Source organism: Streptomyces sp. NPDC096311, from assembly GCF_044763085.1.
Lineage (GTDB): Bacteria > Actinomycetota > Actinomycetes > Streptomycetales > Streptomycetaceae > Streptomyces.
This window is the reverse complement of the sequence record NZ_JBIWFN010000018.1, coordinates 197,607-213,732: the sequence shown is the minus strand read 5'-3', so window position 1 is coordinate 213,732 and position 16,126 is coordinate 197,607. Positions and strand designations below refer to the sequence as shown.

Here is a 16,126-nt window from a genome sequence, read left to right as displayed (position 1 = left end):
TAACGGGCGTCGCAGTCGCCGTCCACGGGGAGAACGTCATGTCGCAGCAACGCCCTACGCTCGCCCCCCACAGCTACCGGGCGTATTTCGACCACCTGCTCGCCTGCCAGAAGTGCAGCGAGCCCCCGAGGCGCTGCGGCGACGGCAGCGCCCTGTACCGGACCTACCGGTCCGACCTGAAGAAGTCATGAGCCCGTCCCGGGGCCAGTCCGGCGGAGGGGTACGGCCGGACGGGTGGTCCGGCCGCACCTTCGCGCGTCAGTCGCGGGCGATGCCCGGCGCGATGTCCTCGTGGCGCTCCACGGTGGTCGCCGAGGAGGTCGCGCTGCGCAGCTTCGCGGTCGTCGGCTTGCCGCAGAACGCGGATTCCAGCGTGCGGGCCATCGTGTTCAGCACGTTCACGTTGTTCGAGGTGTTGGCGAGCGCGGTGACGCTGCGCTTGCCGTCCTTCGAGGCGAAGGCGTACGTGTAGTAGCCCTGCACGGTGCCCGTGTGCCCGTACACCGAGATACCGCAGGACAGGTCACGGCGGCGCAGGCCGAGGCCGTACCCCTGGGTGCTGTTGACCGTCGTCCACTGCTGCATCTGCGTGAGCTGCGCGGCGGACATGAGCTGCCCGCTCATCAGCGCGGAGAAGAACGTGTCCAGGTCCTGCGTGCTGGAGATGACCGCGCCCGCGCTCTGCGCCCAGGACACCGTCTGTTCGGTGGAGTCGACCAGGGCCCCACCGGCCTCGTCCGGCGTGAGGTAGCCGTTGGCGTGCGTGCCCGGGATGGCGGTGTCGGGGTGCACGTAGAAGGTGTCGGTCAGGTTCAGCGGCGTGAAGATGCGGTTCTGGTACTCCGTGGCCACGGAGTGGCCGGTGAGCCTCTCGATGAGCATGCCCGCGACGACGAAGTTCGTGTTGGAGTACGAATAGGCCGCGCCCGGTGCGTTGGTGACCCCGTGCTTGAGGGACAGGGTGACCAGGTCCTGGTAGCTGAAGACCTTGTTGCGGACGGACTCGAAGCCCGGGACCGTCTGCGCGAACATGTCGTTGGTGTAGTCGTACAGCCCACTGCGGTGGCTCATCACCTGGCGCACGGTGATCCGGTCGTCGGGCAGCAGTCCGGGCAGATAGGTGTTCACCGAAGCGTCCAGGTCGAGCTTGCCCTCGTCCACCAGTTGCAGCAGGACCACGGCGGAGAAGCTCTTGGTGACGCTGCCGACGCGGAACCGGTCGGTCGTGGTGATCGCACGCCCGGTGGCCCGGTCGGCGACTCCCTCCGACAGCCGGTGGACGGTGCCGTTGTCGTCGACCCGCACCATCGCACCGGGGGCTCCCTGGGACAGGGCCGTGTGCAACACCGCCTGCAGACCGGCGTCGTCGGGTGTCGGCAGATCCGCGGCCGCGGCGGTGCCGGCCTGTACGGGGACTGCGAGGAGGGCCAACAGCACCGCGCCCAGCGCCGTACCTCTGCCCACCGTTCCTGAGACCATCTGATTCTTCTCCCGAGTTCCCTCTGTGTACCGCGCCGCGGATGCGAACGCCGGCACCATCTCTACGCGCAGGAGAGGCAGATGGGTTGCATGTGACGCGAAGGAAAGCGGAAAAGATCCTTCAGCGGCCGAAAAGCTGCGTCCAGTACGTGCCCGCCGTGCCGCCGCCCGCGAAGCCGATGCCTATGTGGGTGAAGTCGGGCTTGAGGATGTTGGCGCGGTGGCCCGGGCTGTTCATCCAGCCGCGGACGACCTCGGCGGGGGAGCGCTGGCCGCAGGCGATGTTCTCCCCGATGGTGCGGCGTTCGGAGCCCGCGGCGGCGGCCCGGTCCCACGGCCGGCTGCCGTCGGGGGAGGTGTGGGAGTAGAAGGCGCGGGCGACCATGTCGTCGCTGTGCGCCTGGGCCGCGGTGGTGAGCAGGGCGTCGACGGCGAGTGGCGCCAGGCCCTCCGCGGCCCGCTCGGCGTTGGTCAGCGCGACCACCTCGTCCGCCGTCTGCCGCAGACCCCCGTGGCTGAAGGGCCTGGCCCACAGCGCCGTCCAGTACATGTCGCCGGAACGCCGGCCGGGGACGTACGCCAGCCCCGCCTGGCTGTACGCCGGGTTGTACAGCGTGTCGCGGGACTTCTCGGTGGTGAGGCAGTACTCCACGAACTCGCCCGGGGTGCGCGGGCCGGAGACGAGGTGCTCGCCGACGGTCAGATACGCGTATCCGGCGGACGTGATGCGCTGGTAGACGGAGATCCCCTGGGCGCTCTCGGAGCTGAGGAGTCCGCGTGCTGCCATGTCGGAGGCGTGGGCGCGGGCCGCGGTCGCGAGCCGCGCGTCGAGACAGATGGGTGGGGAACCGGCCGCGCCGCGCACCGAGTTGACCAGGTCGAGGAAGCCGTCAGGGTCGGGAGCCGCCACCGGCGCCGGATCGTCCCCGGTGGCGTCCTCGGCGACCTCGACCCCGAAGTCCCGTGCGATGCCGGCCAGTCCGTCCGCGTATCCCTGGCCCAGTGCGCGCAGCTTCCACGCCGTGCCGCGTCGGTAGATCTCGGCGAGCAGCAGTACGGTCTCCCGCTGTGGGCGCGGGGGTGTGAACCGGGCGAGGGTGTCGCCGCCCGGACCGCTGACGTGCAGCGTGGGAGCGGGCAGTCGGCCGAGCGGCGTACCGGGATCGGCCGGACTGACGACCACGGTGACGCGGCTCGCGCCGGACCGCAGGCGCGGCGGGTCGACGGTGAGGTGCTCCCCGGTGAGCCGGGCGCCCGGCGCCGTCGGCTGGTTGTAGAACACGAAGTCGGCGTCGCCGCGCACCTTGCCGCTGTCGTCGGTGATGAGTGCGGAGACGTCGAAGGGACCCGGCACCCGGATCGTCAGGGTGCCGCCCGGCAGGGGCACATTGCCCCCGGGAACCAACTCGCTCATCGTGCCGCCCGTCGAAGTGACGGTCCTCGCGGACCACCGGCACGGGCGCACCCGCTTCCCGCCCGCTCACCCCGTCAACGTCCCGTTCGCTCCCGAGGGTTCCCGCGCTCCGCGGTACCGCGTGCGTCGATCGCCTCGGGCGGGCGCAACGACCGCAGCGCGAGCAGGAGTACGCCGATGTCGTCCAGGTAGATCGGGTCGGGCAGCAGGTCGGTCGGCAGCAGGAGATAGGCGACCGCACCCCAGAAGACCCAGCGGGACCCCGTCGGAAGCCCGGCGCGCCTGAGGTCGCGGCGGGTGCGCACGAGCCGTACCAGGACCGCGATCGCCACCCCGAGTGCGGCGGCACCCAGGATCGCGACGATGAGGACCACCGTCCATGCCGTGGAGTCCATGAGTTCCGTCCTGTGCTCTCGTAGGGCAGTTCCTCCCCTTCGTGTTCCCGCTCGCCCGGTTCGTATCGCCCCCGAAGCACCGGCCGATTCAGGCCGAGCCGGCGGCGACGCAGAACTCGTTGCCCTCCGGGTCGGCCATCACCACGTGGTGCCCGTCGAACTCCTCCAGGACGGAGCCGCCCGCCGTGACGAGCCGCTCGGACTCTGCCCTGATCCGCGCCCACCGCTCTTCGGGACCGCCGTGCCCCGGCACGCGCACGTCGATGTGAAGGCGGTTCTTCGCCGTCTTCGGCTCGGGAACCCTGAGGATGGACAGGCGGGGGCCGACGCCGTCGGGATCGCAGAGCCACGCGCCGTCGTCCTCGGAGTCGTCCCCCGGAAGGTCGAACTGCGCGAGCCACTCCTCGCGGGTGGTGAAGGGAGCGGGCGGAGGCTCGTCGATGTACCCGAGTGCCGTCTTCCAGAACTCGGCGAGGAGTTTCGCGTCCGCGCAGTCAAGGGTCAGATCGATTCTGGCTGCCATGACAGGACCGTACTGCGCGCCTCTGACAATCCGGCCGTACGGCTCCTACCGGCCGTCGGGATCATCACGGCGGCAGAGAACGAAGTCGTCGAAGACGTGCCGTCCCGGGCGGTCGCCCACGGTGTCGATCGCCGCACGGATGTCGTGCAGTTGGCCCGTCGTCATCTGCAGGGGCGGCTCGTCGGGCTGGTAGGTGGTGCGGACGGGATAGTCCACACCCGGTTGCCTGGACATCTCGATGTGGCAGCCGAGCACGTGCGTGACCGGCCGTTCGGCACAGAAGCCGATCAGGCGGTCGACGGTGTGGGTGAACGCGTCCCAGTCCTCGACGTACAGACGGCCGGGATAGACCGTGTCACCGGTGAGGAGGAAGCCGGTCCAGGGGTCGAAGTACGTCACCGCGGCCGCGTGGTGGCCCGGCGTGGCCAGGCACTCCAGGACCCGGCCCCCGAGATCGACGCGGGCGACGCCCTCGGGGTCGTCGTCGAAGCCGAAGAACGGCCAGGCCTTGTCGAGGACCGCGTCGACGACCGTGGTGCCGGGACGGTCGGCGAACTGTCCGTCCCCCGCGACGTGGTCGCCGTGGGGGTGGGTGTGCAGCACCAACAGCTCGTAACCCGCCCGGGGGCGGGCGGCCAGCCGGCTCTCCATGAGCTCGTCCACCACCCGGCGCAGCGGGAAGCAGTCGGCCGAGGCCGTGGCGCCGGTGTCGATCAGCACGGCCCGTGTCTCGCCGAACAGCAGGAAAAGGAACGGCGCCTCGTAGTCGACGGCCATGTTCTGCCGCAGGATCACCGTGTGCGCGTCGTGGGCGTGGACCTGGATGTCGGGATCGGTGTTGTGCTTGGCCGACGGCGATCCGTGGATCCACCGCACGTCCAGCGCCCGCGCGCCCGCGGCTTGCTCCGCTGCTCCAGCGGTCTGTTCGGTCCTCGGCCTCTGGGTGTCCACGACGTCTCCCGGTGATGATCCCGCCGGGACCACCATCTGGACCCGGGACCTCAGTTTCGCCCGGCGCCGTGGTCGACGAGTGCCTGGGTCACCGCTCGGACGCTACGGGCGATGTGATTGAGCTGCAGCACTTCGGCGGCGTACATCTTGATGGTGTGCTCGATGACCGATTCGTGCAGGCCGAGAGCGGGGAGTTCGGCCCGGGCGGTCTGCAGGGCGGTCCGGGCGACCCGGATCTCGTGCTGCACCTGGATCTGGGCGTGGCGGGCGAGCAGCACGGGGTGCTTCATGAGCACCGGGTAGCTCGCGTAGCGGGACGGCACCAGATCGCGCAGCCACTTGGTCGCGGAGCGCTCCCAGTCGAAGCTGCCGGGGGTCTTGACCTGGCACGGCCAGTCCGAGGTGATCGGTGAGTACGTCGTCAGGGCCATGTTCATCGCTTCCGGGTTACGTCGGCGGCAAGGGTCTGCGGGTTATGGGGCGGCCCCGGTCTAGGGGATGGCCGGGGCCGCCGCCACGGGCACCCGCTCACGCGGGGCCCGTCCGAACATCCGGGGCCCCATGCGGGTAGGAGCGGACGGCCCCGGATGGCCGTAGGACGTGACCCGGAGGCCTCCTGGTCTCATCCGCGAGAAGTATTTATATATACCGCCGGATACGCAAGGACATGAAAAAATTCATCCGCGATATGGGCGAATGATCCCGTGATGCCGTGAGGGCAGGGGGCGTACGGGGTGTAGGGGGGAGGGAGAGAGCCCTGCGGGGTCAGTCCTTGAGGAAGAACTGATGCTGCTCCGCGATCTGCTCGTACTCCTCCAGCCGGGCCTGAGTCCGCTCCGGATCGGCGTCGGACATGGCCTGGAGGAGCGCCGCCGACATCATGACCGGCGCGGCGTAGGAGTCGAAGACGAGACGGGCCCCGGTGCCCACGGTGAAGGTGGCATCGGCCTCGTCCGCGAGCGGTCCGAGCGCCAGGTCGGTGATCAGGGCGACCTTCAGCCCCGCGCTGCGCGCGACCCGCACCGCGGTCAGTGTCTCCTGGGCATGGCGGGGCATCCCGAAGGCGAGCAGCCAGGTTCCGCCCGCCTCGCGCGACTGGAGCAGCGCGTCGTAGGCGACGCTCCCGCCGCGCGTCACCAGGCGCACATCGGGGTGGATGCGGCGGGCGGCGTACGCGAAGTACTCGGCCAGCGACACCGAGATGCGCAGGCCGAGAACGGTGAGCGGGGTCGACTGCGACAGTGCGCGGCCGATGGTGATCACCTGGTCCGGATCGCCGAAGTCGCGGCGCAGGTTCTCCAGGTTCTCGATCTCGGCGTCCACCGCCAACTGCAGTTCGTTGCCGTGGTCCTCCGCGGGTGCGCCCGGGGTGCTGGAGAGTGTGCTGAGCGCGATGGCCTGCAGTTTCTCCCGCAGCGCGGGGTAGCCGCTGAAGCCGACCGCCGCGGCGAACCGGGTCACCGACGGCTGGCTGACCCCGACGCGCTCGGCGAGATCGGTGATCGACAGGAACGCCGCCTCGGTGATGTGCTCGATCAGGTACTGGGCGATACGGCGCTGTCCGGGCGAGAGCCGGGGGCCGTCGAACAATTCCCTGAGCTGGGACGTGGGTGCCGCGCCCACCTCCGGAGCCGTCTTGCCCGAGGTGATCGCAGACGCCTGAGCGCGTGCCTGCTGCGGCGATGGCACCGATGTGCCTCCTTCGTGTCCCACGAGAACTCAACATAGCTCACGGACCGTGCTGACCAGGGCATGGATGACCACACGCCGTAGCTCTGCGGGCGTGGAACGTGAGGTCGGGGGCCCGGTGGGCGACATGGGCCGCGGTGAGCGGGAGGCCGTACGGCCTGGGTTCTGCTCCATGAAGATCGCATCAGGATGTGAACCTGGTCTGGTTCGCGACAAGTTGACGATGGGCCATGGACGGCGACCGAGACGGGTGTTGAGGATGAGAGTCCCCATCCGTAGGAGTTGTTCATATGCGTAGACGACGCCTGCTGACCGGTGGAGCCGCCCTCGCGGCCGCCGCCTCGCTCCAGCCCGCCCTCACGGGCACCGCGCAAGCCGCTCCGCCCGCCGCGCCGCTGCCCTCGAGAGCCGCGGTCGTCGCCGTCCTGCGGCGCGTGGCCGACCAGTGGATCGGCGCGCACACGGACCCCGGCGACAACGGCTGGCCATCGAGGAGTCGCTCCACCGCATGGTCTGCACCGACCAGCCGGACGAGAACGACGACTGGTGGTGGGACGACGCCCTGCACATGGCGATGCCTCCGTTCGCCAGGATCGGAGCGCTCCGCGGCGACCCGCGGTACTGGCGGAAGCTGTACGCCCTCTACGGCCACACCAAGCGTGTGGAGGGCGGACCCGGCCTGTACGACGCCGAAACGGGGCTCTGGTATCGGGACAAGCGGTTCCTCCCCGGGATCGCCGGCGGGATTCTCTCGCCCGCGGGCAAGTCGGTGGTCTGGTCGCGCGGCAACGGCTGGGTGGCGGGCGGACACGCCAAGACGCTCAAGGCGCTGCCGCCCGCTGAGCGGCACACCGGTGAGTACCGCGACACCCTTGTACGTCTGGTGACGGCCGTCGCCGGGATCCAGCGCACCGACGGCTTCTGGAACGTCAACCTCGCCGACGCCACCCATCTGCCCGGCCCCGAGACGAGCGGCACCTCCTTCTTCCTCTACGGCACCTCCTACGCGATCCGGGCCGGCCTGGTCGGCCGGCGTACCCACCTCCCGGTCGTGGCCCGCGCCTGGAACGGCCTCGTCAGCACGGCCGTACACCCCGACGGCTTCCTCGGCTATGTGCAGAACGTCGGCGACCGCCCCGAATCCAGCCAGCCCGTCACCTACGACAGCACCGCGAACTTCGGCGTGGGCGCTTTCCTGCTCGCCGGCACCGAACTCGCCCGCCTGGCCGGACCCTGACGTGACGCACCGGTGCCCCCGCCCTGTGCGGCGGGGGCACCGGCCTGTCGCTGTCAGGGCTGCGCGGTGAGCGTGAAGCTCTGTGCCGCGGAGCCGTCGCAGGTGCGCTGGGTGAGCTGGACGCTGTTCGTCGAGGCGCTCGCCTCGGTCAGGCACTTGCCGCTGTGGCGAGCCGTGAAGTGGTAGCGCCCGGTGCTCTCCTTCACCGGCAGCCACTGCTGGTTCTGTCCGCCCGAGTAACTCCACAACTGGAGTGGCGCGTTGTCGGCCGTCGAGACACCGGTCACGTCGATGACCTGCTGTGGATTGACACGGAGGGCGGCCCGCCGGTACCCGCTGTCGGTCGAGCGGAACTGGAACTGCTGGGCCTGGGTGCCGTTGCAGGCGTACTGCTGGATCACGGTCCCGTTCGCCGTGGCGGCCGAACGGGCGTCCACACAGGTGCCGTTGCCGGCGTTCGTCAGTGAGTACCAGGCGGTCTCGGAGGGGGAGTCGGCCGGGGGCGTGCCGGTGTCGGCCCCTCCCAGCCACTTCAGACCGTCCAGCAGGAACTGATTCTGTGTCGCGCTCGCGAACGTCGAGGACAGACGCGTGTTGGTCGTGTAGTTCATCGCGTTGTGGCCGAAGTTCGCGTACAGCATCTTGTACTGCGTGTTGGTCCACAGGATCGGGTAATAGCCGCTGTACCAGGACTGGTTGGGATCGGTGCCGACCGGGAAGCTGCTCGGGTCGATCGACGCGAGGATCTTGATGTCCGGGTTCTGCCGCAGATCGTTGGACCAGCTGTACCACTCGCTGACCGACGAGGTGAACGTGGCCGGCAGGTTCACGGTAGCCGGGTTCGTATGGTCCTCCACCTTCAGGGTCACCGCGGTCGGACCCCAGGTGTTCGACACGAAGTTCCCCGAGCCGAGGAACGTGTTGTGGTACCAGGACCAGCTCGCCGCATCGGTCGTGAACGCGGAGACGTGGAAGCCCATGAAGCCGCCGCCACCCCTCATGTACGTCTCGAAACCGGTGCGTTGGGCGGCGGTCTGCGGCAGGTCGTCGAGGAACAGGACGACTTGGTAGGCGTTGACCCCGCCGTTGGCGAGCAGGTCCCAGTCGGTGCTGGCCGTGTAGGTGAAGCCGTTCGCCGCGGCCTGCTGCGGAAACCAGACGTTGGCCTCTTTGTCGAAGTCGATGTGCGCCGCGTCGTAGGTGCCGCTGTAGAGCGCGAGCACCTTGAACGGGGTCGCCGCGGTGCTCGCGTGGGCGGCGGGCGGTACCGCGAGGCCGAGCAGCGCCGCCAGCAGGAGGAGGATTCTCAGGGCCGCGCGGGCGGAACCAGATCTCATGGTGTGCATCCGCTGATCGATCCTTTCCGGGCGGTTTACGGGTAGTTGGTGAGGTAGGCGACGTTGATGCTGGAGTTGGACGGGCCACCGGTGCTGTTGATGATGTGGGTGATGGTGCCGACACCGCCCAGCGAGACGGTCACCATGTCGTGGAACTTGACCCCCGACACGCTCGGCACCTCGAAGGCATGATCGGCGACCACGCCGGAATTGCTGCTGAAGTAGCAGTAGCTGCCAAGTCCCCATGCCTCGTGGCTGGTTACGGAGGAGGCGACCTTGTAGGCGGGATAGCCCTTCCCGGTGCCGTTCATCCAGGAGGCCTGGTTCGGCGGGTCGTAGGGCATCTCGTTCTGGAAGAAGTACGTGCGGCCGCCGTTGCCGTTCCAGGTGACCTGGGTCTTCTGGTAGTGCTCGACGAACAGGCCGTACGCGGTCACGTTGTTGCCGTTGACGGTCAGGCCGTTGTCCGCCGTGTTGGTCGTCCAGCCGACCGTGCCGGAGTTGCCGTGGTCGGCCCGCCAGATCCAGGTGTGATCGATGATCGTGTCGGCGCTGTTGATCACCAGCGAGTTGGTCGCCTTGCCGACGGTGGCGCCGCCGATCCGGATGAAGACGTCGGACAGCTGTGTCGGGTCGGCCGCGTGGGTGGCGGACGAACCGGACGGGCCGATCCGCATCAGGGTCGTCGAGTTGGTGGTACCCGCGTCGATGAGCAGACCCGCCAGCTGGATGCCGTCCACGTCGGCGGTGGTGACGGCGGTGATCCCGCCGTCCGGCACGAAGGTGGCCAGCCCCATGCCCAGCACCACCGTGTCGGGCCGTGTGATGTTGATCGTCTGGTTGAGGTGGTAGACGCCAGGGGTGACCAGCAGGTTCTTGCCCGCCGCGAGGGCCGAGTTCATGTCGGCCGCGGTGGCGCCCGGCTTGACGATGTAGAACTGGTCGATCGGCAGGGACTTGCCCGCCGGTGTCTTCCCGCTCCACGTGGTGCCGACGGCGTTGGACCGCAGACCGGGCACGAACACCTGGTAGGCGCCCGCGCTGTCGACGTACAGGAACGGTTTCTCGCGGATCGTCGGCGAGCTGGCGACGTTGGTGTACGTCGGGAAGGACTGGGCGGGTGCGCCCTGGTCGCCGACGAAGACCATGTTCCAGTTGGAGCCGGACCAGCTGCCCATCTGCGAGTTACGGGTGAGGAACTGCTGCTGGGAGCCGGACTGGATCTGTCCGTCGACCTTGGTGTCGGAGATGAAGCCGCCGCTGGACCAGCCGCCGTCGTCGAGCGCGAGGTTGCCGCGCACGTGCATGCGCCGGTACGGGGCGGCCTGGGAGACGGCCCAACGGTCCGCGCCACCGGTCGGGTTGACCGACAGGTTCTCGGCGTCGCGCCAGAAGTTCTGGGTGGCGTTGCCCTGGAACCAGTCGGCCTCCGCGTGCACGGATCCGTTGATGGTCACGTCGTCCGGCGAGAAGCCCAGGCCGGCGACCTGGGTGTAGAAGCCCACGTTGGCGTTCGCGCTGTACGTGCCCGGCTTGAACAGCAGGGCCTGGCGGGCCGAGCCGAACTGGTTGGTCTCCTGCTGGGAGAAGACCGAGTCCAGCTTGGACTGGATGCCGGCCGCCGACATCGACGGGTCGAACACCGTCACGTTGGGGCCGAAGTCCGGAGTGCCCGGCGGGTTCGTCGTGCCGCCGCCCAGAGTGAAGGACTGCGCGGCGGTGCCGTTGCAGGTGTACTGCGCCAGCTGCACGCTGTCCGCGGTGGAGGCGCTCGGGACGTCCAGACACTTCCCGCTGTTGCGGTTGACGAAGTGGTAGGCGCCGTCGGCCTCGGCGACGGGCAGCCACTGCTGGTTGTTGCCGCTGGAGTACGTCCACAGCTGGACGGGCGCGGAGTCGGCGGTGGAGACGTCGGTGACGTCCCACGCCTTTGTGGTGTCCAGGTTGCTGTTGACGCGGTAGTAGCCGCCGCTGGTGGCCACCAACTGCCAGTTCTGCGCGGTGCTTCCGTTGCACGCGTACTGCTGGACGGCGGTGCCGTCGGCACTCGCGGCCGAGCGGGCGTCGACGCACTTGCCGCTGCCCTTGTTGACCACGGTGGTATAGCCGGTCGGCAGGGCGGCGGCCGCCGCGGTCTGCGCGCTCGCCGAGTCCTGCGAGGCGAACTCGATGCCGGACGCGGTGGTCGCCACGAGCGCGAACACGGTCAGCACTCGCGGTATCCGGTGGAGACCGGACAGTCTCTTCCGTCTGAGCACGGATCTGGACACGGATTTCTCCTGTGGTGATGGGGGGAAGGGGGAAGTGCGTCCGTCAGCCGGTGTACTTGGCGAAGATGCTGGTGAACTGCCAGTTGCTCTGGGCCACTCCGGAGCAGGTGTCGTCGTTCGGGTAGCTGCCCGGGCAGGGACGGTCACGGTTGGCCGACCAGAACGTCAGCCGCGCGAGGTGGTGCGTCTGCGCGTAGCCGAGGATGGTCTGGAAGTCGGCGGTGGTGACGGTCTCGTTGTTGTCGGTGATGCCGTTCATGGAGGAGATGCCCATGTCCCGGTACGCCTGGTCGTCGCTGTAGCCGTACGCGTTCTTGAGTGCCGCCTTCAGGCCCTCCGCGGCCCTCTGGGTCAGCGTGCCCATGTTCTGGCCGGCGCCGCCGAAGTCGAACGGCATGATGGTCCAGGCGTCCACGGTCAGCCCGGACGCCGCGGACCGGTTGATCAGCCCGGTGTCGGGTCCGCTCTGCCCGGTGCCGATGGTGACGTACACCTTGATGCCCGGGTTGTTGGCCTTGACGGTCTTGAGCGCGTCCACGGTGCGCTGCTGGACCGTCGTGTTGCTGTAGGCGTCGGCCTCGATGTCGATGTCGATCGCCTTGAGTCCGTACGCGTTGATGACCTTCTGGTACGCGGCGGCCAGTTCTCCGGCGCTGGAGCAGGAGCTCTCCAGCTTGTTGCCGCTGTAGCCGCCGAAGGAGGGGACGACGTCGCCGCCGGCCGAGCGCACGGTGTTGATCGTCTGCTGGTCGACGCCGCCGGTCAGCGCGCGGCCGCCGTCCCACTGCGGGTTGCAGTAGCCGTTGCTGAGGACGAAGGCCAGCGTGAACCACTTGACGCCGGTGGCGTTCATGACGGTGGTGGGGCTCGGCGGGTTGCCCCAGCCGTTGTAGAGGTACGGGGCGACGGCCATCGGCGCGGAGGGGGGCGTGCCTCCGCCGTCGGCGGCGGGCGCGGTCCACTTCTGGTTGGCGGCGCCCGTGCAGGTCCAGATCTGGATCGGCGTGCCGTTGGCCGAGGTGTTCCCGGTGACGTCGGCACACTTGTTGGCCTGCGGATTGACGAGGTCGCGGGCGGCGGAGACCGTCCACTTCTGGTTGGCGCCGCCCGTACAGTCCCACAGCTGGAGCTTGGCCCCGTCCGCGGTCGAGTTGCCGGTGACGTCAAGACACTTGCCGAGGGCCCGTACGGTTCCGTCGGAGCCGACGGTCCACTGCTGGGCGGTCGTGCCGTTGCAGTCGTAGAGCTGAACGGCCGTGCCGTTCGCGGAGTTCGCGCCGGCCACGTCGAGGCATTTGCCCGCGAGTCCGGAGATGGTCCCGGTGGCGGCGGAGGCGGGGGAGACGCTCAGGGCGCCGGCGGAGAGAGCGAACACCGCCGTGGTGAGAGTGGCGCGCAGCGCGGTGGAGCGCGCGAGGGATCGTCTTGCCATCAGAGGGTCACAGCCCTTCGGGGAGGCTGACAGTGGGGGGCGTTCATGTCCGTGAACGTTGAGTGCATTCATGGAGCTGCAGTGATCGGTGAACCTAAAGGTCTGAACCAAACTCGTCAAGAGATGAAGCAAAGCGGGCTTTGAATTGACCTGGGTCCACAAGGAGTTGAACGCATCGACCATCCCCGGGACGGCAAACAGCCGAGGTTCCGCCGTCGGGAACCTCGGCTGTGCGGCAAGCGGTTGAGCGGGCCGCTGGTGGCGACCTCGGTCAGTTGCCCTGGCTCTGCGCGGTCTTCGAGTAGGCGTCGTGCCAGGCGGCCTTGGCGCCGGAGTCGCCGATGCGGTAGACGTCCACCACGGCGCCTGTCGCCACGACGAGGGACAGCACGACCACGGCGGCCCGTACCGGCACGGACGTCAGACGCACCGCCGGACCCTGGGTGTCTCCCTGGCCGGGGGTGGTGCGGCGGGCCGCCCACCACAGCGCCGAGGACAGCACGAACAGGCCGAGGGCCCACGGCAGCAGACCGTCACCGAGCTGGGCGTGTCGCTGTACCAGAGACGAGTTGTCGACGTGCTTCTCCAGCCACTCTCCCGCCTGCGTGGTGAGGGGCACGCTCACCAGCGCCACGAGCGCGAGCGCCGGCGGCACGACGCCGAGCCGCCGCGCGAGGTGCGGCCAGATCGCGCAGACGACGACGGCCAGTGCGCTCAGCGGTACGAGGACGACGACGAAGTGCACGAACAGGACGTGTGCGGGCAGGCCGTTGACAATGCTGGGGCTCATCAGGCTTGTCTCCTGGAGACGCTCGGTCGCGAAGTGGGGGGTGCTCAGGGGCGGCGGTGATGATCGCCCGCCTCCCGGCGCCTCGTAGCCTGGCACAGGAACTTCTCAGCTTCTTCTGAGGCGGGAGTGCACGGGAGTGGCCGCCTGTACTCTGACCGCTTGCCGATTCCATAGACGCCAACAGGCGTTCCTCACACCCCTGGTGCCCTTCTGATGACCAACCGTGTCCCGCGCCTGCCCCGCCGCGACGCCATGATGGATCCCGACCGGCTCGTCACCTTCGGCGACGCGGTGATCGCGATCGCCATCACGCTGCTCGCGCTCGACATCACCGTTCCCGAGGGACTGGCCGACGGCGAGGTCGGAGCCGCGCTGAGGGACGCTCTGCCCAAGTTCGGGGCGTATCTGCTGAGCTTCGTCGTCATCGGCGCCCTGTGGCTGGGCCAGCACGCGCTCTTCCGGCAGATCGCCGCGCTCGACAACTGGCTGCTCCGTCTCTATCTCGCTCTGCTCGCCGTCGTGGCCGCGCTCCCGTTCCCCACGCGCCTCATCAGCGAGTACGGCAGCACCGCCGTGGCCACCTCGGTCTACGCGGCGACGATCGTCCTCGCCATAGGGCTGCTCACAGCCATGTCCGCCCGCCTGTGGGCCAGTCCAACCCTTGCCAAGCCGACCGTGCCCCCCACGCAGATCAGGCAGTCGGTCCTGAGGGGCCTCCTGACCGTCCTCGTCTTCGCCACCTCGATTCCGGTGTCGCTGGCCTCGCCGACGGCCGCCAAGTACTGGTGGCTCCTCACGGTTCCCGCGCGCCTGCTGTTCCGCGAGACGCGCACGCCCGAACAGGAGCGACTGACCGCCGCCGCCGAGTGAGACCACCGCGCTTCGCAGGACCGGACATCAGGGGAAGAGCCGCTTGAGGAGGGCGGTGCCGAAGATCCGGTGAGGATCGAGCCGGTCCAGGACGGCGGCCGCCTCGTCCCAGCCCGGACCCACCCCGTCCCGCAAGGAGGCGGGCACCGCGGTGCCCAGCACCTCCTCGTCGGACCAGGCGGCCTCGTCCGTATAGCCCCAGCCCTTGGACCACTCGACGCGGGTGAGCGCGTACTCGCCGTCGTACGTCGTGAGCAGGAAGCGCTCCAACTCCCGGTAGAACGCCTCCGCGTCGGGCGTCCCGGGCAGTGTCAGCACGTCCAGCCAGACGGCCGTGTCCCATTCGGGGTGGTCGGCGCGGGGGCGCAGCGCGGACAGCAGTGGCGCACGGGCGCCCGCCGAATCGGCGTCGGACGGGTGGTCGAGGCCGGTCACCCGGATCTCCACCTGGCCGTTGACGGGGAAGCGGCCCTGGGCGGCGTAGTCGGTGAGCCGCTCGCGGAAGAAGGCCGTGAACTCGGCGATGACGCGCTGCACTTGTGAACGCGAGGTGAGCACCGCGTATCCGTTGGCGGTGACCCGCAGTGTGGTGGGCTTGATGTAGAGCAGTGTGTTCTTCGACGGTCCCCAGATGTCGGCAGACAGGGTGGCTGTCAGTCCCGCGGCCGCCGCGGTGAACTGCGCGGTGCCCAGGAGCGGGGCCAGATACCAGGCCGCGTCGGCCACCATGCGCCCGGCGAGTTCGGCGACGACCGTGGGGATGTTGTCCGAGAAGGGGTAGTTGTACGGCGACCCCACGCGGCGGGAGGCCGGTGGCCGGGTGGGGGCGACACTCCAGACCTTCAGCCAGGGGTGCTCGGTGAACGCGAACCAGATCGCCTCCGCACGCCCCGACTCGTCCAGGAAGCTCGCGAAGGTGCGTCCGCCCTTGGCCTCGTCCGGCGCCGCGAAGAGCTCGGCGGCGGGGATGTCGGTACGGCTGACGCAGCGCAGGTTGGTGTTCGCGCCCGCGCGCAGTGTCACCTCGGTGACGAGCGCGCGGCCGAGATGTGTGAGGAGCGCCGCACCGTCGGGGTCGTCCCTTTCGTACGTCCGCAGGACGTAGGCGTCGCTGCCCGCGTCCCACACCACCGCCGTCAGGGACAGGACGAGATTGCTGAGTGAGCCGTAGGTGTGTCCGGGCAGCCTGTTCTCGTCGTGGGCCGGAACGGCCGTACCGTGGGCGTCGATGGCCAGGGCGCCGCCGAGCGTCAGGTCGCCGGGCGCGGGCGTCGCCGTGAGGCCGAGGCCGTGGTCCTCCAGATGACCGAGCAGAGCTTCCAGCGTGACGCCCGCACCGGCTCGTACGACGGCGGGGTCGGTGGACTCCAGGGACAGACCGGTGAGATGCGTGGCCGTGTCGACGAGCAGCACGGAAGCGCCCGCCTCGGTCCCCGGGGCGATCGTCAGGGGGGACCAGCCGTGGGAACTGCCCCGGGCGCGCACCGACCAGCCCTGCTTCCGGGCCCAGTTGACCACGGCGACCACCTGGTCCGGGTCGGCCGGAGCGCAGGACCACAGTCCCGTGGCGGTGATCTCGCCATCCCAGTTGCGGTACGCCGACCGGTAGAGGTCGACACCCTCGGGGAAACCGGGAAGCTCCTCCGCCGCGGCGGCGCGGTCCGGCATCGCGAGTGGCAGCAGCGCGGTGAGCGAGGCCGCGCTCATCAGGAACCCCCGACGGGACCAGGGGGTGCGTC

At 69.3% G+C, this 16,126-nt stretch carries 15 protein-coding genes; 3 read left to right on the top strand and 12 right to left on the bottom strand.

Annotation, left to right across the window (positions count from 1 at the left end; all coding sequences use genetic code 11):
• The first annotated feature begins 38 nt into the window (after window positions 1–38).
• Window positions 39–191, top strand: a complete 153-nt coding sequence (locus tag ACIRA5_RS37985) for a hypothetical protein (protein WP_164331877.1) — start codon at window positions 39–41, stop codon at window positions 189–191.
• A gap of 67 nt (window positions 192–258) precedes the next feature.
• Here ACIRA5_RS37985 and ACIRA5_RS37980 read toward each other — a convergent pair whose 3' ends face one another.
• The 7 genes from ACIRA5_RS37980 to ACIRA5_RS37950 form a co-directional block, all read right to left on the bottom strand.
• Window positions 259–1,479: a serine hydrolase domain-containing protein gene (locus ACIRA5_RS37980; RefSeq protein WP_403698805.1), complete on the bottom strand. Its 1,221-nt coding sequence runs from the start codon at window positions 1,477–1,479 to the stop codon at window positions 259–261.
• 121 nt (window positions 1,480–1,600) lie between these two features.
• Window positions 1,601–2,893: a CAP domain-containing protein gene (locus ACIRA5_RS37975; protein ID WP_403698803.1), complete on the bottom strand. Its 1,293-nt coding sequence runs from the start codon at window positions 2,891–2,893 to the stop codon at window positions 1,601–1,603.
• Between the two features lie 74 nt (window positions 2,894–2,967).
• Window positions 2,968–3,288, bottom strand: coding sequence for a DUF1232 domain-containing protein (locus tag ACIRA5_RS37970; protein ID WP_403698801.1), 321 nt, complete (start codon window positions 3,286–3,288; stop codon window positions 2,968–2,970).
• Between the two features lie 88 nt (window positions 3,289–3,376).
• On the bottom strand, window positions 3,377–3,811 hold the full coding sequence (locus ACIRA5_RS37965) for a VOC family protein (RefSeq protein ID WP_403698799.1): 435 nt from the start codon (window positions 3,809–3,811) through the stop codon (window positions 3,377–3,379).
• A gap of 45 nt (window positions 3,812–3,856) precedes the next feature.
• Complete coding sequence (locus tag ACIRA5_RS37960) at window positions 3,857–4,762, bottom strand: MBL fold metallo-hydrolase (protein ID WP_403698797.1); 906 nt, start codon at window positions 4,760–4,762, stop codon at window positions 3,857–3,859.
• Between the two features lie 50 nt (window positions 4,763–4,812).
• Window positions 4,813–5,193, bottom strand: coding sequence for a hypothetical protein (locus ACIRA5_RS37955; protein ID WP_403698868.1), 381 nt, complete (start codon window positions 5,191–5,193; stop codon window positions 4,813–4,815).
• A 334-nt stretch (window positions 5,194–5,527) separates the two neighbouring features.
• Complete coding sequence (locus tag ACIRA5_RS37950; RefSeq protein ID WP_403698795.1) at window positions 5,528–6,451, bottom strand: MurR/RpiR family transcriptional regulator; 924 nt, start codon at window positions 6,449–6,451, stop codon at window positions 5,528–5,530.
• 508 nt (window positions 6,452–6,959) lie between these two features.
• Between ACIRA5_RS37950 and ACIRA5_RS37945 the strand changes: the two genes are divergently transcribed.
• Window positions 6,960–7,688, top strand: coding sequence for a glycoside hydrolase family 88 protein (locus ACIRA5_RS37945; RefSeq protein WP_403698793.1), 729 nt, complete (start codon window positions 6,960–6,962; stop codon window positions 7,686–7,688).
• A gap of 53 nt (window positions 7,689–7,741) precedes the next feature.
• Here ACIRA5_RS37945 and ACIRA5_RS37940 read toward each other — a convergent pair whose 3' ends face one another.
• From ACIRA5_RS37940 to ACIRA5_RS37925, 4 genes are all read right to left on the bottom strand, one after another.
• Window positions 7,742–9,034, bottom strand: a complete 1,293-nt coding sequence (locus ACIRA5_RS37940; RefSeq protein ID WP_403698791.1) for a ThuA domain-containing protein — start codon at window positions 9,032–9,034, stop codon at window positions 7,742–7,744.
• A 26-nt stretch (window positions 9,035–9,060) separates the two neighbouring features.
• Window positions 9,061–11,217, bottom strand: coding sequence for an RICIN domain-containing protein (locus tag ACIRA5_RS37935; RefSeq protein WP_403698866.1), 2,157 nt, complete (start codon window positions 11,215–11,217; stop codon window positions 9,061–9,063).
• Window positions 11,218–11,338: 121 nt separating this feature from the next.
• Window positions 11,339–12,727 carry a ricin-type beta-trefoil lectin domain protein gene (locus ACIRA5_RS37930; protein WP_403698789.1) on the bottom strand — a complete coding sequence of 463 codons (1,389 nt, stop codon included), beginning with the start codon at window positions 12,725–12,727 and terminating at the stop codon, window positions 11,339–11,341.
• 271 nt (window positions 12,728–12,998) lie between these two features.
• Window positions 12,999–13,517, bottom strand: coding sequence for a DUF2231 domain-containing protein (locus ACIRA5_RS37925; protein ID WP_403698787.1), 519 nt, complete (start codon window positions 13,515–13,517; stop codon window positions 12,999–13,001).
• A gap of 213 nt (window positions 13,518–13,730) precedes the next feature.
• On the opposite strand from ACIRA5_RS37925, the gene ACIRA5_RS37920 reads away from it, so the two are divergent.
• Window positions 13,731–14,387, top strand: a complete 657-nt coding sequence (locus ACIRA5_RS37920; protein ID WP_403698785.1) for a TMEM175 family protein — start codon at window positions 13,731–13,733, stop codon at window positions 14,385–14,387.
• 27 nt (window positions 14,388–14,414) lie between these two features.
• On the opposite strand, the gene ACIRA5_RS37915 is transcribed toward ACIRA5_RS37920, so the two are convergent.
• Window positions 14,415–16,094, bottom strand: a complete 1,680-nt coding sequence (locus tag ACIRA5_RS37915; protein ID WP_403698864.1) for a cholesterol oxidase substrate-binding domain-containing protein — start codon at window positions 16,092–16,094, stop codon at window positions 14,415–14,417.
• Window positions 16,095–16,126: the final 32 nt, after the last annotated feature.